This is a genomic window from Sinomonas sp. T428B, assembly GCF_056780155.1.
Map to the genome: position 1 here is coordinate 2,391,458 of NZ_JBRAZR010000001.1, position 23,704 is coordinate 2,415,161.

The window sequence follows — 23,704 nt, forward strand, 5'->3', positions numbered from 1 at the left end:
GGAGTGCATGGACGCCAGGACAGGACACTCACGACGCCGCGCGGTCGCCGCGGCCCTCGCCGCCGGCCCCGGGGGCACGGGGCTCGCGGTCGCCGCGCATTTCCTCGCTGGCGGCGAGCTCCCGTCCCCTGCCGTTGCCCTCGCGTGCGCGGCGCTCCTCGGGCTCGCCGCCGCCGCGGCCGTCTCGCGAACTCTCGTGCCCACGTGGTCCATCGCGCTCTTCTGCGGCCTCTCGCAGCAGGCGCTCCACCTCGTCGTCACGTCAGCGGCCTTCACCGCCGGGTCCCAGGGTGTCACGGGCCACCACGGCCGGACGGCGCCGGCCGATCAGGCGTCCGCTCCGATCCCGAGCGCGATCCCCGACCCGGCGCTCGACCCCGCCGCGACGGCCGACGCGGCGCACGGGGACCTCCACCTCATGGTCGTCACGCACCTCGGGGCGGCGGTGCTCGCCGCGGTCCTGGTCTCCCTCGCGCTCGCCCGGTCCTGGCGACTCCATGAAGGAGCCGGAGGCGCAACGGCGGCCAGGGGCAACTGACGATCAGCCTGCTTCAGGGCATGAAAAGACCTGCGAGGCGATTTCCCTTCGCCGGTATTGTCCGGATCAGGTAGTTGGGGTCGCCAGTCAATCCTTCGATCTTCTGGCCTCTCAGCCTTTCGGCTCCCTCGCCCGTCCCGCAGGCCTGTAATGAGCATACGCCTCTCGAGCATCTCGAAACAGGGGACAAGGGAACCCGATTCGGCTTCCAGAAGGGCTATACGCGTCCCATGGCGCCTGCAGCCGATCGGCCCCGCTGCTGGCTGAGCAGGAAGGGCACGAGCTCCCCGAGCACGGGCCCCGCCGGCGCGAGGGTGCCCGCGTGCGTGCGGCCGGGCAGCTCGACGAACCGGGCCCGCGGCATGAGCTCCGCGGCACGGCGCGAATCCGCGAGCCTCGCGCGGTCGCGCGTGCCGGCCATGAGCAGGGCCGGCAGCGCGAGCTGCGCGACGACGGCCTCCGGCAGGCCCGGATCCTCCTCGGTGGCCGTGAAGCACGCTGCGAGCGCGGCGCCGTCGTTCGCGAGGAACGCGGCCCTCGTGCCGGGGTCCAGGGGACGGCCCTCGGCGGCGAAGCCCTCGACGAAGGCCGTGACGCCGCCTGAGCGGAGCGCCTCGAGATAGCCGGGGAAGAAGACCTTCTCGACCTCGCCGCGCTGGGGCCGGAACGTCCCGCCGAGCGCCGTGAGGCTCGCGACCCGGGCCGGGGCGGTGGCCGCGAGCGAGAAGGCGACCCGCGAGCCGAGCGAGTAGCCCACCACATGCGCGTGGTCGATCCCCGCCGCGTCGAGGACAGCGAGGACGTCCGTCGCGTGCCGGGGCATGCGGTAGCACTCCGGGTCGTGCGGCTTGCCGCTGCGGCCGTGGCCGCGCAGGTCCATCCGGACCACCGTGTGCCCGGCGAGCGCGGCGGTGTAGCCCAGCCCGCGCCAGATCGCCTTGGACAGCGCCGAGCCGTGCAGGAGCACGACGGCGGGGCCCTCCCCCGCCAGATCGTAGGAGATCGGGGTGCCGTCGTCGGGATTGGCCGTGGTGCTCACCGGGCCACCCTATGCCGCCGAGCGCGGGGGCGGGCTCGAATGTGGCGGACGCCTCGCGCCCGCACGGTGCCTGGGCTCGGCGCTTGGCCTGCCACGCTCCGGGTAAACCGCCCACGCTCCGGGTAAACAAGGCACGGCATCGGCACCCACGCCAGGAGGAACCATGAGCGAAGCCCCGGAGACCAAGCGACACGTCGACAACGACGTCCTCGCCAACTACCTGCACAGCCACATCATCGCCTCCAACGCAGGCAAGCGGCTCTTCGACGAGGCGGCGAAGGTGTGGGACGGAACCCCGTACGGCCCCACCTTCGAGAGATTGGCCAACGAGATCCGCGAGGACTCGGACGAGCTCAAGGGGATCGCGGAGGGCCTCAACCTGAAGCTTCCTGGGCACAAGCAGGCCATCTCGTGGGTCGGTGAGCAGGCCGCCAAGCTCGACCCGCTCAATCCGGGCCACTCCCGCGCGGGACACTCGGGCCAGCTCGAACTCGAATCCCTCATCAGCGCCGTGACCGGCAAGTCGCTCCTGTGGGAGACGCTCCTCCTCCTCGCCGACGAGGACGTGCGCATCGACGCCCTCCGGATGGAGCAGCTGCTCGACCGGGCCCTCCAGCAGATTCGCGACCTCTCCGAGGTCATGCGCTCGACGGCGAAGGCCCGCTTCCGGCCGGAAGCGACCAAGCAGCGCTAGTCGCTGTTGTTGCGCGCCCGGGCCTGGCCCTGCGGGCGGCGCCCATCCAGGCCGCGGCGAGGAAGGCCGCGGCGAGGTCCGCGCCGACGACGGCGAGCATCGCCTCGGCGTGTTCGCCCGCTCCCGTGGTGCCCGAGGCGGTCGTCGAGGCGGCCACATGCGTCCCGGGGTGCGCGTGCGTCGCCGCCCCCTGGGCGGCCGCGCGATCCGGGGCGAACACGAGGACGGCGTGCACGAGCACCATGGCGAGCGACATCGCGAGGAGCGCCCGAGCAGCGCGCGCTGACGGGCGGCGCCACAGGTGCCAGGCGCACGGGACGCATGCAGCGGCCATGGCGACGCCGAGCGCCGCCATCCACCCGCCGGCCGGGAGCATCGACAGGTGAGCTGCGGCGCCCGCCGCCGCGGCGGCCGCGGCAAGGCGCGCCCGCGCCATCCCCGTGGCGGACGGCGCCGTGGCGTGCGGCGCCGTGGCGTGCGGCGCCGTGCGGGCCGGAGGGCTGTCGACCAGTGTGCTCATGGATCCACCATGCCGCCCCGAGGGCGGACAGTGCCGCGAGCCGAGTGCACGGGCCTTGACTGCGAGCGCACGGTTCCAGACTGGGACCACACGGCCCGGAGCACAGGGCCCGGGCCACATGCTGACGGCGGGCCTCCCCGCGAAGGGGAGGCCCGCCGTCGTGCGCACCGGGAAGGGCCGGAGCGGCCGCCTCAGAGCCGCGTCAGCGCGCTGCCTCCGGGTGCTCCTTGAGGTACTCGGCGTGCGCCTCGGCGACGTGCAGGTCCGCACCCTTCGTCTCGCGCACGAGCGAGACGCCGATGAGCGAGATGACCGCGGCGATCGCAATGTAGAGGCCGATCGTCCACGAGGCGCGGAAGGCGTTCATGAGCACCTCGGCGATCGTCGGGGCGAACGCGCCACCGAGGATCGCGCCGAGCGCGTAGCCGATCGAGACGCCGGAGTAGCGGACCTTGGCGGGGAACATCTCGGCGTAGAGCGCGGACTGCGGGCCGTAGCTCAGGCCGAGGCCGAACGTCATGACGAACAGCGCCACGAAGTACCAGACGATGTTCCGCGTGTCGATGAGGAACCACATCGGCACGGCCCACAGGGCCAGGAACGCGTAGCCGATCTGGAAGGTCCGGACGCGCCCGAGCCGGTCGGAGAGGATGCCGCCCCACAGCGTGAAGACGAGCCAGCCGAACGAGGCGAGCGTGGTCGCGAGCAGGACGCTCGGACGGTCCATCTTGAGGGCGCCGACGGCGTAGGTGGCGAAGTAGGCGATGAGCAGGTAGCCGGCGGCGTTGTTCGCGATGAAGATGACGGCCGTGAGGGCGACCTGCCGCCAGTTGTAGCGGAACAGCTGGCCGAGCGGGGCCGAGGACTCCTTGTGCCGCTGCTGCAGCTGCTTGAAGACCGGGCTCTCCTCGACCGCGCGGCGGATCAGGTAGCCGACGACGATGAGGACGATCGAGAACAGGAACGGGATGCGCCAGCCCCACTCGTTGAAGGCCGGGCCCATGGTCGTCGTGAGGACCCACAGCGTGGCGGTCGCGAGGATCATGCCGATCGGGACGCCGATCTGGGGGAACGCGCCGAAGAAGCCGCGGCGGTGCTTCGGTGCGTGCTCGACCGACATGAGCGCGGCGCCGCCCCACTCGCCGCCCGCCGAGAAGCCCTGGAGGATGCGCAGGAAGATGAGCAGCACCGGGGCGAGGACGCCGATCTGGGCGTAGGTGGGCAGGACGCCGATGAGCGAGGTCGAGGCGCCCATGAGGATGAGGGTGAAGACGAGCATCTTCTTCCGCCCGAGCCGGTCCCCGAGGTGCCCTGCGACGATGGCGCCGAGGGGGCGGAACAGGAAGGAGATGCCGATGGTCGCGAAGGCGATGATCTGCGCGAGGCCGGGGCTCTCCTGCGCAACGGGGGCGAGGAACAGCGGGCCGAGGACGACGCCGGCCGCCTGGGCGTAGATGAAGAAGTCGTACCACTCGATCGTGGTTCCGACCAGGGTGCCTGCGAGGACCTTGCGCTCTTCCCGGGACATCTGGTGGGCTGCCGGCCGCCCGGCGTTCACAGCGTTGGACATTCGAACTCCGTCGTTCTTCAGGGTGCGGGGGCCGAGGCCCATTACTGACCGATTGGTCGGTCAATAAAGAGAGAATACATGAAGTGTGAGGTGGCGCACAGCCCCTTCAGTCCTCGCGGTGCAGGAGCTCGCGGATCCGCTCCCGCAGGGGCTCGCGGTCGTAGCTGTTGACGAGGGCGCCGGCCATGCGGACCGGGTCGCCGAAGAAGAAGTACTCGTAGAGCGCCTGCCGCCCGGCGAAGCCCGTGACCGAGGCATCGGCGGCGAGCTTGAACAGCCGGATCCGCTCCGGGCCCGTGAGCGACTTCCCCTGGAGGTACATCTCGATGTCCTCGCGCGCCACATCGAGGTCGGCCTCGCCCGGGAGGGCCATGAGGCCCGAGGCGCAGAACTTTCGGATGATCTCGGGGTACCGCTGGGACGCCTTCGGGTACCAGTTCCGGGCGGCGTTGAGGGTCGGCCAGTGCGGGAGCATGACGCCGTCGTCGGAGAGCCCCGCCTGGGCCTCCGCGGCGACGATGAACGCCCTGCCGATCTCGACGTTGCGGATGAGCTCGGCGAGGTCCTCCTGGATGTGCTGGAAACCGTCGATGCCGATAGCCTCGGCGATCTCCGAGGCGAGCCCGAGGAAGAACTCGCTCTTGGCGAGCGTGCGGGTCACGACCTGGTGGGTCATGAGCGGCCCGGCACCGGTCTCGGCGTACCACGCGTTGCACAGCTCCGGGTGGCCGAGCATGAAGACGCGCTCGTTCGGCACGAAGACGTCGTCGAACACGACGACGGCGTCGACCTCCTCGAAGCGGCTCGCGAGCGGCTCGTCGTGGTGGCCGCCGCCGTAGTGCAGGCCCCTGCGGCAGAGGAAGCGCAGGCCCGGGGCATCGTTCGGGACCGCGAACGCGAACGAGTAGGGGACGTCGTCGGGCCCGCCGCGCAGGAGGGTCGAGGGGAAGACGAGCAGCTCGTCCGCGATCGGGGCGATGGTCGCGAGCATGCGCGCGCCGCGGACCACGATGCCGTCGTCGCGCTCCTCGACGACGCGCGCGGCGAGCTGGCCGCCGAGCTGCTCCGAGCCCGAGACGGAGCGGTTGGCCTGCGGCGGGATGAGGGTGTGGGTCGCGAGGAGGTCGTTCTCGCGGCACATCTCGTAGTACGCCTCGATGCGCTCGCCGAACGCCGGGTCGGCCTGGGCGAAGAACTTCTTCGCCGTGGCCAGCGCGGTCAGCGCGGAGTTCATATAGTCCCCGGTGCGGCCCAGGAAGCCGTGGGAGTACCGCGCCCAGACGGTCATGCCGGCGCGCCGCCGCTCGAGGTCCTCCTTGGTGCGGGGCACGAGGAAGGAGACGTTGACCGGCTCGCCCGAGGTCGGCGAGGGGTAGGTCAGCGCGTCGCGGTGCTCGGCTTCGTGCTGGAGGTCGAAGAGCGCCGCGTAGCTGCGCGCCAGCCCCCTGAACGAGGGGTGCTCGGTGAGGTTCTCGGAGACGATCGCGCCGTCGATCACGAGGTGCGGGCGCATCGCGTTGAGCTTGGCGAGGAACTCGTCCCCGGTGCGGATGCCCATGGCTTTCTCTCCAGTCGTCGATCTGATGGTGGGGGCGCTCGCCCCGGACGGGCTAGAGGAGGTCCTCGACGCCCAGCTCGCTCTCGGGGATGGCCGTGAAGCGGCCGCCGTGGAAGGCGAGGGCGTCGCCGGGGCGGTGGTTGAAGTCCACGACCTCGCCGACGTACAGGGTGTGGTCCCCGCCGTCGTAGGCGGCCCAGGGGGTGCACACGAAGAAGGCCAGCGGCCGGGCGAGCCGCGGCGCTGTCGGACCCTCGACCCACTGGGGCTCGAGCCCCGGCCTCCCCGCGAAGTGCAGGGCGAGGGCCTTCTGCTCCGCCCCGAGGATGTTGACCGAGAAGGGGCGGCCGGCGAGCTCGTCGTGGGCACGGGCGGTGCGCGCGATGCTCACGAGCACGAGCGGGGGTTCGAGCGAGACGGACGTGAAGGAGTTGACGGTGATGCCATGGCGGCCGCTGGGGCCGTCGAAGGCCACGATGGCAACGCCCGTGGCGAAGCGGCCGAGGCTGCCGCGGAAGCGGTGGGCAAGCTCCTCGGCAGTCCTCTGGTGGGAGGCTCTCGGGTGTTCAAGACTGCTGGCGTCTGGCATTCGATTATCGAACAGTCCGTGCTTATATAGAGCAAACACACTGTAGGCCGCGCGTCACGCCCCGCACAAGGCCCCGCGCGCCGAGCCCGGCCCAAGCCCGAATCCTAGGATGGTCAGATGCCACGCACCGCCGCGGAGTCCGGTCCGCACTCCCAGACCCTCTCCCGGGGCATCCGCGCCCTCGAGGTGCTCGCCGACGCCAGGAATCCGCTCACGATCGCCGAGCTCTCGGCCGCGCTCGAGGTGCACCGGTCAATCGCCTACCGGATCGTGCGCACCCTCGAGGACCACGCGCTCGTCACGCGGGACGAGTCCGGCCGGCTCAGCCCCGGGGCGGGGCTCTCGGTGCTCGCCCGGTCGGTCTCCCGCGACCTCCAGACGGCCTCGCTGCCCGAGCTGGGCCGGCTCGCCTCTGAGCTCAGGATGACGGCGTTCGTGGCCGTGTGGGACCGGGGCGAGTGCATCACGCTCGCGACCGTCGAGCCGCAGCACAACGGGGTCTCGCTCGCTCAGCGGCCCGGCACGCGGCACAGCCTCGACCAGGGCGCCCCGGGCATCGCCATCCAGTCCGCCCTCGGGCGCGAGGAGTGGGAGCAGCGGGCCCCCGGGATCCCGTACCGGGAGGACGCCGACACGGCCCGCGAGCGGGGGTATTCGCTGAGCCACGACGAGGTCCTCCCGGGCGTCTCCTCCGTCGCCGTGCCGATCAGGATCCCGCACCAGCGGCCCGCCGCCCTCGCCGTCGTCTACTTCGGCGGGATCACCGACCCCGAGCGGATCGGAGCGGCCCTCGCCGCCGCGGCCAGGCGGATCCAGGACGCCATCGGCTGAGCCCCCTCGACCCGGGAGCGGCCGCGCCCCAGCAGTGGGGGCGCGGCCGCTGGCGCGTGCGGTCGGGGCTAGCGGATCTGGATGTTGCCGCTCCTGAGCGTCTGCGTGCCGGAGTCGTAGCCGGTGTCGAGCACGATCCGGTAGGTGTCCTTGCCCTTGCCGGGCTCTCCGAGGTCCTGGACATCGATCCGGAAATGGTGCGAGCCCTGGCCGTCGATCGTGGCGCGGCCGAAGATCGTTGCCTGCGTGCGTTCCGGGTTGCAGGTCAAGGCGAGGATGCGCGTGGACTTCACCCTCTGCGGCTGGGTGGGACCGAAGTCCTGGTACTGCTGCTGCCCCTTGACACTGCCGGCGGCGCTTGACTGGGCGTTGCCGCCGAAGGACGCCTTGTCGCCGTTGGCGGCGATGATCGTGCCGCCGGTCTCGATCTTGACCTGGCAGAGCGGTGTGCTGGTCGGTAGCCTCCAGGCCTTGGTCGCGGTGCCGGAGGGTTCACCCGGACCCTGGGTCGTGTCGTTGTCTGTATCGGCGAAGGCGGTGATCGTGTCCGCGCCGGGGAGCTCGGGGCCCTGGTAGCAGAAGGCCGCCTCCCCGTTCGCGTCCGTGGTGGCCGATCCGCTGGTGGTCACCGAGCCGGTGACCGTGAAGCGCACGGTGATATCCGGGGTTGCGTTGCCCCCCGCGTCCTTCACCGTGGCCGTCACGCAGTGCTGGGTCCCGACGTCGTTCGTGTCGGCCTGGGGCGCGAGCGTGAGCGTGGCCGGGGCACCGGGGCCGGGCGAGAGCTTGGCGGCGAAGGCGTCGCGGAAGCCGCCATTGAAGGTGATGTCGAAGGCGCCGGCCGTGGTCGGGAAGTCCGCGGAGCTGGTGAACCCGGCCACGTAGGCGTCCCCGGAGGCGTCGACGGCGACGCCGAAGCCTACGTCGGCGCTGGTCCCCCCGAGGAAGGTCGAGTAGACGAGGGCCGAGCCGGCCGGGTTGAGCTTGGCGACGAAGGCGTCGCCGCCGCCGTTGAAGCTGGTGTCGAAGGCGCCGGCCGTGGTCGGGAAGCTGGCCGAGCCCGCCCTGCCGGTCACGTAGGCGCTGCCCGAGGCGTCGACGGCGACGGCGGGGGCGAAGTCATTGTCGCTCCCCCCGAGGAAGGTCGAGTGGGCGAGGGCCGAGCCGGCCGGGTTCAGCTTGGTGACGATGGCGTCCCGGAAGCCGCCGTTGTAGGTGGTGTCGAACGCGCCGGCCGTGGTCGGGAAGTCGAACGAGTTCGTTTCGCCAGACACATAGGCGCTGCCCGCGGTATCGACGGCGACGCCGTTGCCGAAGTCGAAGCCGCTTCCCCCGAGGTAGGTCGAGTAGACCAGGCTCGACCCCGTGGGTGAGAGCTTGGCGGCGAAGGCGTCGGTGAGAGCATTGAGGGCGGTGTCGAAGGCGCCGGCCGTGGCCGGGAAGCCGGCCGAGTTCGTGTGGCCCGCCACGTAGGCGCTGCCGGCGGCGTCGACGGCGACGGCGTTGCCGGAGTCGTTGCCGGCCCCTCCGAGGTAGGTCGAGTAGGCGAGGCTCGCACCGGTGGGGTCCACTTTGGTGACAAACGCGTCGAAGCCCCCGTTGGCAGCGGCGTCTAAGGCGCCGGCCGTGGCCGGGAAGCCGGCCGACGACGTCTCGCCGGTCACGTAGGCGCTGCCCGCGGCGTCGACGGCGACGCCGTTGCCGAAGTCCGGGCCGCTCCCCCCGAGGTAGCTCGAGTAGAGGAGGGTCGACCCTGTGGGCGAGAGCTTGGTGACGAAGGCGTCCCAGTCTCCGTTGAAGGTCGGGCCGAACGCGCTGGCCGTGGTCGGGAAGTCGGTGGAGAACGTCTCGCCGGTCACGTAGGCGCTGCCCGCGGCGTCGATGGCGATGCCGGTGCCCAGGTCCGTGGAGTTCCCCCCGATGTAGGTCGAGTAGACGAGGCTCGATCCTGTGGGCGAGAGCTTGGTGACGAAGGCGTCCTCGAAGCCACCAGAGGACGTGTCGAAGGCGCCGGCCGTGGTCGGGAAGTCCGCGGCGCTGGTGAACCCCGTCACGTAGGCGCTGCCCGCGGCGTCGACGGCCACCCCGGCGCCTTCGTCCGTGCCGCTCCCCCCGAGGAGGGTCGAGTACGCGAGGGCCGGGTCGATCACCAGCGGCTGGCCTCGGTCGTAGCCGCCGAGAGCGAAGCCGTAGGAGTGGCCTTCGAGCGAGAAGCTGCTCTGGACCGCGACCTCTTTTCCTCCGATCTGCTGGTAGCTGCGCGGCGCGGAGTCGCTGAGGCTTCCCAGCGGCGTGGAGATCAGCAGCGCACCTGCGGGGCCGAGCGCGAGGCCGTCGGCGCCACCGTAGGAGAGGCGGATGTCGGAGGGATCGGCTCCGGGCGCCACGTGGAACTCGTACTTCAGCGTCCCGTCCCGGCCGGCGAAGACCATGTCGATGCCCGGCCAGAGACCCCGGTAGACGAGCTGCTGGTAGGTGTGCAGGCCGGTGTGGCTCTCGCCCGCCGTCAGGTAGTTCACCTTCCCCGGAGCGGGCTCGCCCGCCTCGAGCGTCGCGTTCGGGCTGGAGCCCAGGAAGCTCATCTCGAGCGCGTGGCCGCGGTCGCCCTTGGCCAGGAACAGGACGGCCTTGTCCTCGGCGAAGAAGAAGCCGAAGCCGGCGCCCTGTGCGTAGTAGCGCACGCTCTCATCGGTCTGGCCGGCGTTCGCCACGAACGACAGTGGCAGCTTCCCATAGGCCTCCAGAGCGTCCGCCCTGCTCTCCGGTGAAAGGCCGGCCGACGCGGCCATCCCAGGCTGGGGAAGGACCAGTCCCTGTGCAGCGGGCACCGGTCCCGCCGCCGTCGGCGTGGGGCCTCCAGCAGTGCTCAAGGTCACCTGCGTGAGCACGACCGACACGACGGCGAGCATGGCCAGGACGATCAGGACCATCGTGGACCTCACCCGATGCCGGCCCGGCCGGCTCCCGGAGCCTCCGCTCCACTCGGTCACACCCGCAGGCGCATACTCGGTCACCAGTGCCATGGCCGTACCCTCTTCCACCTTACGTACGTGCCCACATTTCAACCCGGCTGCCTCTGAGCGCGCACGAGTAACGTGTACTCGTTCGAGGGGACAGCGCGTCAGGGAATCACCTGTCAAAGGCTTGCGCGCATCGACGGCGCGGCTCAGTCGGCGTGATTCCCCCACCGGGCCGCGGCGGCCACCGCGCCGAGCACGAGGAGCCCGGCCGCTGCCCCCAGCGGTGCGCCGAACGCGGCGGACACTCCCCCCGACTCGGCGAGTGCCCCCGCGAGGCCCGAGCCGAGCGCCGTGCCAGCGACGAGGCCGCTCGCGAGGGCCGTCATGACCGTGCCGGCCCTCCCCTGCGGTGCCACACGGCCGCCCACGGCATAGACCGTGACCATGATCGGACCCACGGGGAGGCCGAGGACCAGGAGCGCCGCTGTAAGGCTCTCGAACGAGTCAGCAGCGATGGGCAGGAGCGCGGCCACGACCATGGCCGCGGCGCAGGCCGCCCAGCGCACCGGCAGGGCGATGCGCGGGCTCCACGCTGCGACGCTCAGGGCCGTCACGGCGGAGGTCGCCCCGACCGCTGCGTAGAGCAGCCCGCCGACCTCGGCCGCCCCGCGCTCCCCCGCGAAGGCCGTGACCGCTGCCTGCATCCCGCCGAAGAACGTCCCCATGGCCGTCATCGCGGCGACCGGCACCAAGACGATGAGCCACGCCCGCACGGGGACCCTGGCCTGCTCGGCCTGCCCGGCGGGATGGGCGGCCGCGGCCGTGGGGTGCAGCGCGAAGGCGCTCACGAATGCCGCCGTGAGCAGCGCGGCGACGGCGAGCGGGATCCCCGGTCCTGCGAGCGCCGCGAGGGCGCCCACGAGCGCGGGGCCGAGGACAAACGTCACCTCGTCCGCCGTCCCCTCGTAGGAGAGGGCGGCATCGAGCTCGAGCGCCCGGCGGCTCCGTCCGGCCGTGAGCGCCATCCAGCGGGCGCGGGCGAGGGGCCCGACCTGCGGCGTCGTGACCCCCGCCGCAAAGGACGCCGCCACGACCGCCCACGGCGGGACGTCGCCCGCTTCGAGCGGCGGATAGCTCGCGAGGACGACGGCGAGCATCGCGGCGGCGTTGAGCAGCCCGGCGGCGAGGACCACGTGGCGCTGCCCGTGCCGGTCGGCCAGGCCGCCGAGCAGGGGCGCGCCGACCGCGGCGCCGAGGCCGACGGCCCCGGCCGCGAGACCGCCGAGGGCGTACGAGTCCGTCGCGACGGCCACGGCCGTGAGCGTCCCGACGGTGAGCATCGCGAGGGGCAGCCTCGCGACGAAGGCGATGGGAATGAACGACGTCCCGGCCAGGGACGGCAGGGAGGCGTAGCGGGCAAGGAAGGAGACGCGGACGGGCACGGGCACACCTGACGTGAGCGCGCGGCGTCCCTGCCACCCGCCGCGCAGGACCCAGTAGCGAGACCATCCTAGCCCAGGCTCTGAAGCTGCCGGATGGCCCTGTTTGCGGCCCATCCCAGAGCACCTCATATGCATGCGGCGACGTCATTTCCAACAGCCACTGCCTCCGCGGAGAGTCGCCTCAAGGAGTCGAGGAGTTCGGCTCGCTGTGAAGGGGGCAGCACCGCTAGGAGTTCCGTCTCGGCAGCGCGGACCGCCGAGTGCGCCTCGTGCAGGACACGTCGGCCCTCGTCCGTGAGGGACAGTGCATGAATTCTCCGGTCCGCCGGCATCGGCTCTCGCACCAGGAGGCCCCGAACCTCGAGCCTGTCGACGGCCGTGACCATCATGCTCTTGTCGACTGCCGCGGCACGCGCGACCGCAAGCTGGCTGCGCCCGGGGCCGGCGTGGACCTCGGTCATCACTACATATTCGCGCAGCGTGATGCTGAACTTGGCGATCACCTGCTGCTCGACCCATCCAAAGCTGCGGGCCAGCCGCGCCAGAAGCCAGTGCGCGTCGTCGTTCAGCGTCATCCCGACGGTCCCAGTCACTTCTTCTCTCCTTCCACCCCGAGGGGTTGCGATCCCATGATTATCTGGTCTAGGATCGTCTGTATTCAGATGATCTCACAGGAGATCACCGAACGAAAGGAAGTCAGATGTCCGTCCCCGAGCGCCTCACCCCGGAGAACACCACGATCGTCCTCATCGACCACGCGGTCGGCTTCGCCAACATCCTGGGTTCGACCGAGATCGGCAAGCACGTCAACAACGTCGTGGGACTTGCCAAGACGGCCAAGCTCTTCGAGACCGGCCTGGTGGTGACCAACGGCCTGCCGGGCAAGCCGTCCGGCCCGCTGTACCCCGAGCTCCTCGAGGTGCTCGGCGACCACGAGATCATCGAGCGGCCCGGTGCCACGAACGCGTTCGCCGACGAGACCTTCGCCGCGGCCGTGCGGGCCACGGGACGCACCAAGCTGGCCATCGCCGGCGTCTCGACCGAGGGCTGCGTCCTGCAGAGCGTCCTCGGCGCGCTGCGCGAGGGCTACGAGGTCTATGTCGTCGTCGACGCCAGCGGCAGCGTGACCAAGGAGACCCACAACGTCGCCGTCCAGCGCATGGTCGCCGCAGGTGCGATTCCGGTCACGTGGTACTCGCTGGCAGGCGAGCTCGAATACGACCACCGGTCGCCGACCGCTGTCCACCTCCAGCAGCTGATGCGCGAGCATGTCCCGTCGATGGCCAAGGGCATCCAGTCCTGGCTGGCCATGAAGGCAGCCGCAACAGCTGCCGCCAGCTGATCCAGCGCCAAGAAACCTCGAACCCTGCCCGTGACTCCGCGGCCCGTGCGGCCGCGGAGCCACGGGACCCGACAATCACCAAACGACAGGACACCACCGTGCAAGCCCGCGCACCGCAGCCGACCGCCCGACGCGTCGCGTCGTTCCTCTGGTTCCCCTTCTTCTTCGCCGCCGCCTTCACCCTGATCGGCCTCTACAGCTTTCACCACCCGGCTCCGCATGGCATGCGGGTCGTCGTCGCACCGGCCTCCGACGCCACCGCCGTCACCGCTGCACTCGGCAGAGTCGTGCCGGACGGCTTCGGCGTCGAAAAGGCCGACAGCAGCACGGCCGCACGGCATGCGGTGGAGACCGGGCAGGCGGCCGCGGCCATCACGGGCGAAAACATCTACGTGTCCTCCGGTGCCAGCCCGCTGCGCGCGGACTACCTCACCGAGGTCCTCCCCCAGGCCCTCGGAATGGACGCGCCCGTAGTCGACGTGAAGCCGACCGCGGCCGGCGACGTCAGCGGCGTCAGCCTGTTCTTCTACGGACTTCCGCAGCTGCTCATCGGCCTGATCACCTCGATCGTGCTGCTGCAGTTGGGCATGTGGCCCCTGCGGCGCAAACTCCTCGCGATCGCCGCCACCGGCGCGTTCACCGCTGTCATGACCCACGTGGTGGCCGTCGGCCTGGACGTCATCCCGTCGGATCTCCGGCTGCTGCTCTATGGCTTCCTGCTGACCCAGACGATCGGCTGGCTCACCACGGCCGCCGCATTGAACCTGAGGCAGTACTTCATGCCGGTCGCCATGACGTTCGTGCTCGTGCTGGGCATTCCCTCGTCCGGAGCGACCGTCAACGGCGACATGCTCCCGGGCGTGGTCGCCTGGCTGAATGATGTACTGCCCTTCGCCGCCTTCGTCGATGCGGTCCGCGCCACGTCCTACGCCTCCGGAGTCGGCGTGGCCCAGCCACTGCTCGTGCTCTCCTCCTGGGCACTTGCCGGAGCGGCCCTGCTGACGTGGACGAGCGTCCGCAAACGGAAGGCGGCCGCGGCACGGCTCGCAGACCAGAAGGCGACCGAGGAACCCAAGACCACCGGCGGACGCGGGCTCGCACGGCTCCACGGACGGATCACCACCCTCTCGGAGGGGCCCGTGCCGAACGCGTTCGTGTCGGTGCTCGACGAGTCAGGCGACGAGCTCCGGCGCACCGCCACCAACACGGACGGCGACTACGAGATCGCGGGCCTCTCCACCGGCCTGCACCACATCGTGGTCACCGCCCGCCACTGCGAACCGGCGATCGTCACCGTCGCACTGCACCCCGAGGACGATCGACCGCGCAACGTGGCGGTGCAGGACTGGAACGACCCCGCCGCCAACCTCAGCGCCGCAGAGATCGGTGCCCGACGTCGATTGACATCGTTCGACTCGACCACGACCAGCCCCGCAAACCCTGACTAGGCCAACCACATCCATGTGAGACAGGAAGAAGGGAACAGGAACATGGACGCATTCAACGAAACCCCGTGGTCACAAGGCAGCGTGGACCTTGCCGGCAAGAAGGTTCTCGTGCTTGGAGCCACCGGAGGTGTCGGCGAGGGAGTGACGAAGACACTTCTCCAGGCCGGCGCGACGGTGCTCGCGACCTCGCGGTCCCGAGAGCGGCTCAACGACCTCGCCAAGCGCGTCCCGGAGGCAGGCTTCGTCCCGGTCGTGGTCGATGCCCTCGACAGCGAGTTCGACGCCGCAGTCCGCGACCTCGCTGGCCGACACGGGCAGCTCGATGGCGCCGTCGTCAGCGTTGCATCCTGGGGCAACCAGGGACGCAAGCCGCTCCTGCAGCTGACCGACCACGAGTGGTCCGAGCTCCTCGCAGCCAACCAGACCACCGTGTTCCGCGCCTACCGCCCCTGGTCCCGGTGCTGCGAAGTGACGGGCTCCTGCTGCAGCTCAACGGCATGAGCGCCGACATCCCCTTCCCGGGATCCGCCGGCGTGGCACTGACCGCCGCAGCCACCAAATCGATGACCCGAACACTGGCCGCCGAGCTCGGCCCGCACGGGCCGCGCGTCTACCAGGTCATCCTCGGCGTGATCCGGACCCGGCAGCGGCAGCTCGCCGGAATCGACAACCCCGGCTGGATCCCCGCCGAAGCGGTCGGTGTTCACCTGGCCGAACTGCTGGCCGGAACCAGCCCGCTCACCTCCGAGGTACTGCACTACTACGTCAGCGCCGAGGACGGCCCCGTGTCCAGCAACCCCCGTAGCTGAGGAGGAGGACTGACAATGTTCGACACCATCCAACCCGGCGACCCCGGCTACCAGGCACTGCGGCACGTCTACACCGCGACCGGATCCCCCGCGCGGATCCTGCGCCCCCGCTCCGACCAAGACGTCGCCGCAGCGCTGACCCACGCACGCGAACACGAAGGCCCCCTTGCGATCCGCAGCGGCGGGCACGGCATCAGCAGCCGCGCCACCAACGACGGCGGCACCGTCATCGACCTCGGCCAGCTGAACCGCGTCGAGCGGCTCGAAGGACGGCGCGTCAGGATCGGCGCCGGTGCACGCTGGGGTCAGGTTGCCCGTGCACTTCGCCCATGGTCGCTGGCGATCTCCTCGGGCGACTCCGGCGACGTCGGAGTCGGCGGCCTCGCCACCTCGGGCGGCATCGGCCTTCTCGGCCGTCAGTTCGGCCTCACGATCGACCATCTCGTCGCCGCGGATGTCGTCACTGCCGAGGGCCGTCTCCATCGCGCCTCCCCGCACGAGAACCCCGACCTGTTCTGGGCGCTCCGCGGCGCCGGAGCAAACGTCGGCATCGTCACCGCCTTCGAGTTCGACGCCGCCGAGCTCGACCTCGTCGGGCACGCCTCCTTGGGCTATGCGCCCGCCGACCTGCCGGAGTTCCTCGACGCGTGGGCAGCGCTCCTCGACCGCGCACCGCGCGAAGTCAGCGCATTCCTCTACCTGCTCGGCGGACCGCAGCCCTTCGCCCAGGCCACGGTCGTGTACGCCGGCAGCGACGCCACCGCCGCAGCCCGGGCCATCGAGCCGTTCAGCAAGCTGCCCGGCTCACTGAGGGGGCACGCCCAGCTGACTCCCTACGCCTCGATCATCCCGGCGACCGGCGCACGGCACGCCGGACAGCAGCGGGCCTCGACAAGGAACGGGATCTTCGGCCGGCTCACCCCGGCGGTCGGCCGGCTGGTCGCAGACGGGCTGCAATCCGCCGCGTTCGGCATGGTCCAGATCCGCAGCATGGGTGGCACGATCAACGACGTGCCACCCGACGCGACCGCCTTCGCCCACCGCCACCAGACCCTCCAGCTGACCGCAGTCGCCGAAGCCGGCGCGACCGCCCTCGACACCGCCTGGGCCCCGCTGCACGATCTGGCCGACGGGCTCTACCTCAGCTTCCAGTCCGAGCACACCGACCGCGACCTCATGGCCGCCTTCCCCGAACCGGCCCTCGGCCGACTGCGGGCCATCAAGTCGACCTGGGACCCCGACGGCGTGTTCGGACAGAACTTCAATGTCGGCATGGCTCCGATCGCCGCTCCCGGCAGTGACTCCAGTCCGGAGTAGTGCGTGGTTCGAGCCGGCCGCACAGCCAAGGACGTCACCACTTTCTGGATCGGGTGCAGGACGAGGGCATGCAGCTGACGTTCAGCACCTGCCGGGCCTGAATCGGCAGGGGCCGGGGTTCAGACGCAGGGATAGATGTCGAACCCGGCCCTGTCCGCGTTCGCGGCCAAGTCTCCCAGGATCACGCGGAGGTCCCGGCGATGTTTGGCCGGGAGCGAGGAGAGGAGCCGGTCTTCCGCCTCGCGGACGGCTATCGCCGCCTTCGCGAGGACGTCGCGCCCGGCCGGCGTGATCCCCAGCGTCCGCACTCGACGGTCGGTGGGGTGCGGGGTCCGAACGATGTAGTCCTTCGACTCCAGCGAGTCGACCACGGTCACCATCAGGCTGCGGTCAACCGCGGCAGCCCGCGCCACCGCGAGCTGGCTCCGGCCAGCCTCCCGCTCCACTTCGGCAAGAACGACGAACTCCCGCAGACTGATCCCGTAGGGCTCAACAGCTTCGGCCTCGACCACGCCCAGGCTGCGCGCGAGCCGGGCCATCAGCCAGTGAAGATCCTCGGCCAGGGGATAGCTGGTCTCCACGTCGGACATCGTAGGCTGCCTTTCCCTTAGGGTAGATGTACACAACTCAGATTATCTGAAATACAACGACCTTGGCGATCCCGGCGGCTTTACCTCGCGAACCATGCCTCGGACGACCTCGTTTCAAACCGTCGGAACGGACGGGGGGGCAGATGCGGGCCCCGTCAGACGCACCTTAGGCTCCGCAGCCAGTGCCGGCGAGGCTCACGTGGGATCCCGTCCTGCCCTTGGCGACCCGGATCTGGGCCGGGATCCGCTGCTTGAGCTCGGGCACGTGGCTCACGAGCCCGACGACGCGGCCGCCCGCCCGCAGGCCCTCGATGGCGTCCATGACCTGCTCGAGCGACTGCTCGTCGAGGCTGCCGAAGCCCTCGTCCACGAAGAGCGTCTCGATGTCGATGCCCCCGGACTCGTGCTGGACCACGTCCGCGAGCCCGAGCGCGAGCGCGAGGGAGGCCATGAACGACTCTCCCCCGGACAGGGTCGCCGGATCGCGGCGCTGCCCGGTCCAGCCGTCGTGGACCTCGAGGCCGAGGCCCGAGGCGGCGCCACGGGCGGCGAGGGCGTCGCTGTGCTCGAGCGTGAAGCGGCCGTCGCTCATCGCGAGGAGCCGCTCGGTCGCCGCGTGGGCCACCTGCTCGAGCCGGGCCGCGAGGACGTAGCTGTGCAGGGACATGCGCTTGGCGTTCTCGCCCTGGCCGCGCACCGTCCGGAGGAGTTCGGCGAGCATGTCGGCCCGGTCGCGGGAGCCCTCGAGGGCCGGGACACACGCCTCGAACTGGGCCTCGAGCCTGCGCCGACGGGCCTCTGCGGCGGAGGCAGCGTGCGCTGCGGCCTCGGCCCTGCCACGGCGCGCCTCGGCCTCGGCCTCGCGGGCGCGGAGCGCGGCGAGCTCTTCGGGCGCGACCGCAAGCCCGGCGGACTCGGCCGCGAGCGCACGCCGCACGGCCGCCGCGTCGAAGAGGCCGCCGAGCTGCTGGCCCTCGGCCTCGTGGGCGCGCACGGCGTCCTCGAGGGCGCTGGCCTCGTGCTCGGGGACCAGCGCCTCAAGCACCGCTGCCTCGTCCGGGAACCGCGTGGCTGCGAGGGCCTCGGCGAAGGCAGTCCGCGCACGCCCGAGGGCCGCCGCCGCGGAGGTGTGGCGCAGGACGGACTGCTCGAGGGAGTCGAGCGTGCGCGCCCTGGCCGCGACATCCGCCTGCCGGGCTGCGAGGGTGGGGTATCCCGCCCGCCAGACAGCCAGCTCGTCCCGCCGGCGCTCGACCTCCGAGCGGAGCCGCTCGAGGGACTCCACTGCCCGCGTGTGGGCAGTCGTCGCCTCGGCGAGCGCGGCGGCCGCGAGCTCGCGGCGGCGCCCTGCGGCCTCAAGCCTGCCCGCGACCTCGGCGAGCTGGGCCGACGCCGACTCGGCGAGTCGGAGTTCGGCCTGGGCCTCCTCGAGGGCCCGCGCTGCCTTGTCCGGGTCCGTTGCGCCGCCCCGGGCGTCGACGGCGGCGAGCCGCTCGCGCGCCGCACCAAGGGCCTCATGGGCAGCGCGTTCCCGTGCCGAGGCCGCCTCGGCTTCCTCGGCGGCGGCGCGTTCGGCATCCACGAGGCCGAGGGGATCTTCGGCCCCCTGCGCGGGCTGCGGGTGTTCCTCTGAGCCGCACACGGGGCAGGCGGCGCCGGGCTCGAGCCGCGCGGCGAGCTCGGCCGCAGACTGGTCGAGCCGCCGTTCCCGCAGCGCAAGCCAGCGCTCTCGCGCGTCGAGCGAGTCCTGCCGCAGACGAGTGTGGGCCTCGGCGGCCGCGGACGCGGCGGGCGCTGCCGTCGCGTGCTCCTGGACGGCCTCCAAGACCGCCCGGGCGGCGTCCTCCTCGATGCGGGCGAGGCCGAGCCCGGCCGCGACAGGCTCGAGCCGCGCTCGCGAGGACGCGAGCTCCTCCGCCTGGGCCGTCGCCTGTTCGAGCTCCTGGGCGGCGCGGGCCTGCGCACCGGTGAGCCGCCGGGCCTCGCCGTCCTCGCGCTCGAGCCGGGCCTCGAGCTCCCCGAGCTCCCTCTCGGCCGGCAGCCGGTCGGCGAGCACGGCGGCGTCCGCCGACGCCTCCGCCGCGGCACGGCGCACGAGGGCTGCGGCGGGGAGGGCAGGGCTGGGCGACGCTCCGGATTCCCGAGACTCCTCGGACTCGGACTCTTCCGCTGTCTCGGAGACCCAGCCGGCGGCATGGGCGTCCTCAAGCGCCGCGAGCGCCTCCCTCAGGGCACGGCGCTCGTCCGCAGCGGTGCGCTCGCACTCATCGAGGTGCGGCCGCAGGCCCACGGCCTCACGGTGGGCCGAGAGTGCGGCGACGCGACGGGCGTGCTCGGGACCCGCGTCCTCCCACGCTGCCCGGCGCTCCCGCGCCCTCGCGAGCTCTCCCGCGTCCTCGAGCGAGCGGGCGGCGGCCTCAGCGGCCTCGCGCGCCGCTTCGAGGTCTGCCTTGGCCCGCGCCTGCGCCTCGGCCGCCTCCGCGGACTGGGCCGCATAGACACGCTCCGCCGCCCGGAACAGGGCGCGCCCGGACTCGGCCTCCACCCGTGCTGAGATCAGCGGGGCCTCCGCGGCCGCTTCGGCGGATGCGCCCTCGTCGGTGGGGCCGGGCCCCTGTGCGGCGCCGCCCTCCGCGGAGCCGACCCCCTCTACGGCGCCGCTAGCCATGGCGATCGCGTCCGGGACGGCAGCGAGCTCGGCCTCGAGCTGCGCGAGGGGGAGCGCGGCGGCGCGCTCGGACTGCTCGGCCTCGGTGCGTGCGGCCTGGGCGAGCTGGGTCAGCTGCTCCTCGGCGTCGGCATACCGCTGGGTGCCGAAGAGCTTCTCGAGCAGGGCCACGCGCTCGGCGGCCTTCGAGCGCAGGAAGGACGCGAACTCGCCCTGGGGCAGCATGACGACCCGCGTGAACTGCTCGCGCCCCATGCCCAGGACGTCGGCGAGGACCGCTCCGGCCTCATCGTTGCGCGCCGTCAGGGCCGTCCACTCCCCGTCGACGTGCTCCCTCAGGTGGGTCGAGGCCTTCTGCACCGACCAGCCCGCCGAGGCCCGCCGGCTCGGCTTGGACCATTCGGGCGTGCGGCGCACTTCGAAGCGGCGGCCCTGGGCCGTGAACTCGAGGAGCACGGAGGGCTCGGCGTCCGCAGCAGCATGGTGGCTCTTGAGCGAGCGGCTGCCCTGCCGGGCACCTGGGAGGGTCCCGTAGAGCGCGAAGCACACCGCGTCCAGGATGGACGTCTTGCCCGCCCCCGTGGGGCCGTTGAGCAGGAAGAGGCCGTGCTCGGCGAGGGCGTCGAAGTCGATCCGCTCCGTCCCGGCGAACGGGCCGAAGGCCGTGATCTCGAGCCGGTGGAGCCTCATGCCGACACCTCCGCGAGCCGAGCGGCCTCGAGGGCCTCGCCGAGGGCCGCCTTCTCCGGGCCGCTCGGGCCCCGGCCGCGCACGTGCTCGAGGAAGCCGCAGCAGACGTCGAGGTCGGTGCGCGCAGCGGCGAGCCTCGAGCGGTAGCTCTCGCCGGCGTCCTTCGGCCCGCCCTCGGGCTCGAAGGCGAGGGACACGGCGAGCGGGAAGCGGGCCCGGAGACGCTCCATGGCACGTTGCGGCCGCTCGTCGTCGATGAGGGTGATGTGGCAGTACGCGCCCTCGGCCTCGGCATGGGCCGGGTCGGTGAGAAGCCCGTCGAGGGGTCCGCGCAACACGGCGAGGCGATGGCTGCTCGGCCAGGCCACGGGTTCGACGGAGCCTAGGCCTGACGGCCCGGCCTCGATGAGCCAGGCCCCCTTGGCCTGGCGCGCCTCCGAGAAGGAGTAGGCCAGCGGCGAGCCAGAGTAGCGCACCGTCGGCGAGAGCTCCTGCCGGCCGTGCAGGTGGCCGAGCGCGGCGTAGTCGAAGCCGTCGAAGAGGCTCACCGGGACGACGTCGAGCCCTCCGATCGAGAGCGCCCGCTCGCTGTCCGAGGGCGCTCCCCCGCCGGCGAACGTGTGTGCCATGACGATCGAATGGACCGGCCCGCCCTCACGGCGGGCCTCGAGGTCCGCGCGGGCGCGGTCGAGCGCCGCGCGCGTGACGGCGGTGTGCCCCGGCTCCGAGACCCCGAGCGCGTCGGCGACGAGCCGCGGCTCGAGGTAGGGCAGGGCGTAGACGGCGAGCTGTGTGCCGTCGCCGAGGGGCACGAGCACGGGCGAGGCGATGTCCTCGACGCGTGTGCGCAGGTGGACACCGCCGTGCTCGAGCAGCCGCGAGGCGAAGCCGAGCCGCACCGCGGAGTCGTGGTTGCCGCTGCTGATGACGACCTGCGCCCCGGCCTCGACGAGGCGCACGAGGGCCGAGTCGAGGAGGTCGACGACGTCTACCGCGGGCAGGGCGCGGTCGTAGACGTCCCCGGCGACGAGGACCAGCCCGACCTCCTCCCGCTCGACGAACTGCACGAGGCCGTCGAGCCATTCGCCCTGCGCGGCGAGCATTCCGACGCCGTGGAACGAGCGTCCGAGGTGCCAGTCCGAGGTGTGGAGGATCTTCATGCGAGCGAGGCTAGCCGGTGGCACCGACAATTCTGCGGCGCCACCAGCCAGCGGCCGTCCCGGCGCGTGGCGGGACCTGCCGTTCCTTCCGGATGCGGTGGTAGGTGGACTCAGCGGTTCTTGTCGAAGAAGTCCCGGGCGTCGTCCTCGGGGCTGCGCTTCGGTGCGGGGGCAGGCGCCTCAGGCTCGGCAGCAGCGGGTGCGCCGGCAGCGGGTGCGCCGGCAACCGGTGCGCCAGCAGCCCCTGCCTCTGCGGCCTCTGCGTCTGCGGCAGCCGCGCCGGCCGCCTCCGTCGCGGCCGCCGCGTCGGAGACGCGCGTGCCGTCGTCGCGCGTGGCCTCGGCGGTGAGGTCGCCGAGCGCGCCGGCCGTGGCGCGGTGCAGGTCCTCGGGCGAGCCGAAGCCGCGGAAGATGAGCCCCACGATGACGGCGCCGAGGATCGGCGCGGCCCAGAAGAGCCAGAGCTGGGAGAGCACGCCGGACTCGGCGAACACCGCGGTGGCGGTCGAGCGGGCGGGGTTCAGGCTCGCGTTCGTGATCGGTGCGATCCCCTGGACGAGGACGGCGAGGCCGAGCCCGATGGCCCACGGCGCCATGCCCTTGATCGCGCGGCGGCTCGTCACAGCGAGGACGATCGTCATGAAGACGCCCGTGGACACGACCTCGGCGAGGAGTCCGGCAGCGAGCGGGAACTGGTTCGGCGAGCGGTCGTCGACGCCGTTGGAGAGCTGGGAGAAGATCGTCGTCACGTCGCTCAGGTTCGGCAGCGTGCGCACGCTGACCCAGAGCACGAGCGCCCCGAGGAGGCCGCCGACGAGCTGCGCCGCGATGTACCCGGGGACGAGCCGCCAGTTGGTGCGCCCGGCGACCGCGAGGCCGAGGGTCACCGCCGGGTTGAAGTGGCCGCCGGAGACGTGGCCCACGGCCGCGATGCCGACCGCGAGGGCCAGGCCGAGCGCGAGCGGCGTCGGGATCGGCGCCGCCGAGGGGTTGCTGAACAGGGCCACGCCCAGCGCGCCGAAGACGAGCAGGAACGTGCCGAAGGCCTCGGCGGACAGCTTGGCGACGACGCCGTACTCGGGCGCCCTCTCGGTCGTGCGGTCGGCCACGGTGGTGGTCATGGAAGTCCTCTTTCGTGGAGCTTTCGTTGGCTCTGCGGTGGCCCGCAGGGGGCGGCGGGGCCTGCGCCGGTCCCAGTGAAGGTTACCGTTCGAGCACGACGACGGCGATCGTCGCCGCACCGAGCAGCAGCAGGGCGCCGGTAGCCCAGCGCATGAGGGCGGCTGGCGGCGCCTGGGTGCCGTGACGAAGCTCACGCCGGCGGGCCCGCGCGCACAGGCCGAGGACGGCGGTGGCCGCAGCCGCAGCGGCCGCGCACACGCCCAGGGCGGCCACAACGCCCGGGCCGCGCCCGCCGTCGTCCGCCGCGATGAGCCACGCGCGCCACACGAGGAGGTCCAGGACGATGAGGGACAGCAGGGTGCGCCGCCACGCCAGGGCCGTGCGCTCGGGCTGGAGCCCGGGGTCCCGCGCCTCTCCCCCGGCGCCGGGCGCGGCGGGGACGGTCACGGGCGGACCACGACGAGCACGGCGAAGGCGAGCGCGGCGAGGGCCACGACGACGGTCATGCCGAGCATGACCCGCGAGAACGGCAGCTCGCGCCCGTGGCGCATGGCCTGCTCGGCGAGGGACCACCGGCGGTAGGCGAGCACCGCGAGCGCCGCCCCGACTCCGGCGAGGGCCACGGCGAGGATTCCGCGCACGAGGGCCGGCGCGATGTTGGGCGTGAGCTGGTCGAGGGCGACGGCGCCGGCCAGAAGCGCGAGCGCCGTCCGCAGCCACGCGAGGAAGGTGCGCTCGTTCGCGAGCGAGAAGCGGTAGTCGGGGGTGGTCCCTTGCCTGCGCCACGCGGGTTCGCGCATGAGTCTTCTCGTCCCTT

At 72.0% G+C, this 23,704-nt stretch carries 20 protein-coding genes and 1 pseudogene; 7 read left to right on the forward strand and 14 right to left on the reverse strand.

All coding sequences use genetic code 11. The annotated features are described in order from the left end of the window. Positions 1-7: 7 nt before the first annotated feature. Positions 8-538 carry a hypothetical protein gene (locus tag ACUYMY_RS11095; protein WP_481703613.1) on the forward strand — a complete coding sequence of 177 codons (531 nt, stop codon included), beginning with the start codon at positions 8-10 and terminating at the stop codon, positions 536-538. A gap of 217 nt (positions 539-755) precedes the next feature. Here ACUYMY_RS11095 and ACUYMY_RS11100 read toward each other — a convergent pair whose 3' ends face one another. Continuing rightward, entirely contained in the window at positions 756-1,577 is an 822-nt protein-coding gene (locus ACUYMY_RS11100) for an alpha/beta fold hydrolase (RefSeq protein ID WP_481703614.1), read from the reverse strand. 163 nt (positions 1,578-1,740) lie between these two features. Between ACUYMY_RS11100 and ACUYMY_RS11105 the strand changes: the two genes are divergently transcribed. After that, positions 1,741-2,271: a hypothetical protein gene (locus ACUYMY_RS11105; protein ID WP_481703615.1), complete on the forward strand. Its 531-nt coding sequence runs from the start codon at positions 1,741-1,743 to the stop codon at positions 2,269-2,271. Here ACUYMY_RS11105 and ACUYMY_RS11110 read toward each other — a convergent pair. The 4 genes from ACUYMY_RS11110 to ACUYMY_RS11125 form a co-directional block, all read right to left on the reverse strand. Further along, entirely contained in the window at positions 2,216-2,791 is a 576-nt protein-coding gene (locus ACUYMY_RS11110; protein ID WP_481703616.1) for a hypothetical protein, read from the reverse strand. The two genes, ACUYMY_RS11105 and ACUYMY_RS11110, sit on opposite strands and share 56 nt — an antisense overlap. 202 nt (positions 2,792-2,993) lie before the next feature. Further along, positions 2,994-4,361, reverse strand: a complete 1,368-nt coding sequence (locus ACUYMY_RS11115; RefSeq protein WP_481703617.1) for an MFS transporter — start codon at positions 4,359-4,361, stop codon at positions 2,994-2,996. Positions 4,362-4,467: 106 nt separating this feature from the next. After that, a complete protein-coding gene (gene hpaB, locus ACUYMY_RS11120; RefSeq protein ID WP_481703618.1) occupies positions 4,468-5,919 on the reverse strand; it encodes a 4-hydroxyphenylacetate 3-monooxygenase, oxygenase component in 1,452 nt (483 codons plus the stop codon). A gap of 52 nt (positions 5,920-5,971) precedes the next feature. Continuing rightward, the gene (locus ACUYMY_RS11125) at positions 5,972-6,508 is read right to left on the reverse strand and encodes a flavin reductase family protein (RefSeq protein WP_481703619.1); all 537 of its coding nucleotides are present in this window, start codon (positions 6,506-6,508) and stop codon (positions 5,972-5,974) included. A gap of 117 nt (positions 6,509-6,625) precedes the next feature. On the opposite strand from ACUYMY_RS11125, the gene ACUYMY_RS11130 reads away from it, so the two are divergent. Continuing rightward, entirely contained in the window at positions 6,626-7,339 is a 714-nt protein-coding gene (locus ACUYMY_RS11130; protein WP_481703620.1) for an IclR family transcriptional regulator, read from the forward strand. A 68-nt stretch (positions 7,340-7,407) separates the two neighbouring features. On the opposite strand, the gene ACUYMY_RS11135 is transcribed toward ACUYMY_RS11130, so the two are convergent. The 3 genes from ACUYMY_RS11135 to ACUYMY_RS11145 form a co-directional block, all read right to left on the reverse strand. Next, complete coding sequence (locus ACUYMY_RS11135; protein WP_481703621.1) at positions 7,408-10,362, reverse strand: DUF7948 domain-containing protein; 2,955 nt, start codon at positions 10,360-10,362, stop codon at positions 7,408-7,410. Positions 10,363-10,505: 143 nt separating this feature from the next. Further along, positions 10,506-11,741, reverse strand: coding sequence for an MFS transporter (locus ACUYMY_RS11140; protein ID WP_481703622.1), 1,236 nt, complete (start codon positions 11,739-11,741; stop codon positions 10,506-10,508). 125 nt (positions 11,742-11,866) lie between these two features. Then, on the reverse strand, positions 11,867-12,334 hold the full coding sequence (locus ACUYMY_RS11145) for a MarR family winged helix-turn-helix transcriptional regulator (protein WP_481703623.1): 468 nt from the start codon (positions 12,332-12,334) through the stop codon (positions 11,867-11,869). A 107-nt stretch (positions 12,335-12,441) separates the two neighbouring features. On the opposite strand from ACUYMY_RS11145, the gene ACUYMY_RS11150 reads away from it, so the two are divergent. The 4 genes and pseudogenes from ACUYMY_RS11150 to ACUYMY_RS11165 all read left to right on the forward strand — a co-directional run bounded on the left by ACUYMY_RS11150 (position 12,442) and on the right by ACUYMY_RS11165 (position 16,657). Continuing rightward, positions 12,442-13,083 (forward strand): isochorismatase family protein, encoded by a 642-nt coding sequence (locus ACUYMY_RS11150; protein WP_481703624.1) that lies wholly within the window; start codon positions 12,442-12,444, stop codon positions 13,081-13,083. A gap of 98 nt (positions 13,084-13,181) precedes the next feature. Continuing rightward, entirely contained in the window at positions 13,182-14,531 is a 1,350-nt protein-coding gene (locus ACUYMY_RS11155) for a carboxypeptidase regulatory-like domain-containing protein (protein WP_481703625.1), read from the forward strand. Between the two features lie 42 nt (positions 14,532-14,573). Then, positions 14,574-15,340, forward strand: a pseudogene (locus ACUYMY_RS11160) (SDR family NAD(P)-dependent oxidoreductase). 15 nt (positions 15,341-15,355) lie between these two features. Continuing rightward, positions 15,356-16,657, forward strand: coding sequence for an FAD-binding oxidoreductase (locus ACUYMY_RS11165; protein ID WP_481703626.1), 1,302 nt, complete (start codon positions 15,356-15,358; stop codon positions 16,655-16,657). 119 nt (positions 16,658-16,776) lie between these two features. Here the strand turns inward: ACUYMY_RS11165 and ACUYMY_RS11170 are convergent, their stop codons facing one another. From ACUYMY_RS11170 to ACUYMY_RS11195, 6 genes are all read right to left on the reverse strand, one after another. Further along, positions 16,777-17,247, reverse strand: coding sequence for a MarR family winged helix-turn-helix transcriptional regulator (locus ACUYMY_RS11170; RefSeq protein ID WP_481703627.1), 471 nt, complete (start codon positions 17,245-17,247; stop codon positions 16,777-16,779). Positions 17,248-17,413: 166 nt separating this feature from the next. Then, complete coding sequence (locus ACUYMY_RS11175; RefSeq protein ID WP_481703628.1) at positions 17,414-20,605, reverse strand: AAA family ATPase; 3,192 nt, start codon at positions 20,603-20,605, stop codon at positions 17,414-17,416. After that, a complete protein-coding gene (locus tag ACUYMY_RS11180) occupies positions 20,602-21,765 on the reverse strand; it encodes an exonuclease SbcCD subunit D (RefSeq protein WP_481703629.1) in 1,164 nt (387 codons plus the stop codon). The genes ACUYMY_RS11175 and ACUYMY_RS11180 overlap by 4 nt, the downstream gene beginning before the upstream one ends. Before the next feature lie 110 nt (positions 21,766-21,875). Then, positions 21,876-22,886 carry an aquaporin gene (locus ACUYMY_RS11185; RefSeq protein WP_481703630.1) on the reverse strand — a complete coding sequence of 337 codons (1,011 nt, stop codon included), beginning with the start codon at positions 22,884-22,886 and terminating at the stop codon, positions 21,876-21,878. Between the two features lie 82 nt (positions 22,887-22,968). Beyond that, complete coding sequence (locus ACUYMY_RS11190) at positions 22,969-23,334, reverse strand: DUF202 domain-containing protein (protein ID WP_481703631.1); 366 nt, start codon at positions 23,332-23,334, stop codon at positions 22,969-22,971. Further along, a complete protein-coding gene (locus tag ACUYMY_RS11195) occupies positions 23,331-23,687 on the reverse strand; it encodes a DUF202 domain-containing protein (RefSeq protein WP_481703632.1) in 357 nt (118 codons plus the stop codon). Before ACUYMY_RS11195 ends, ACUYMY_RS11190 begins: the two co-directional genes overlap by 4 nt. Positions 23,688-23,704 lie beyond the last annotated feature (17 nt).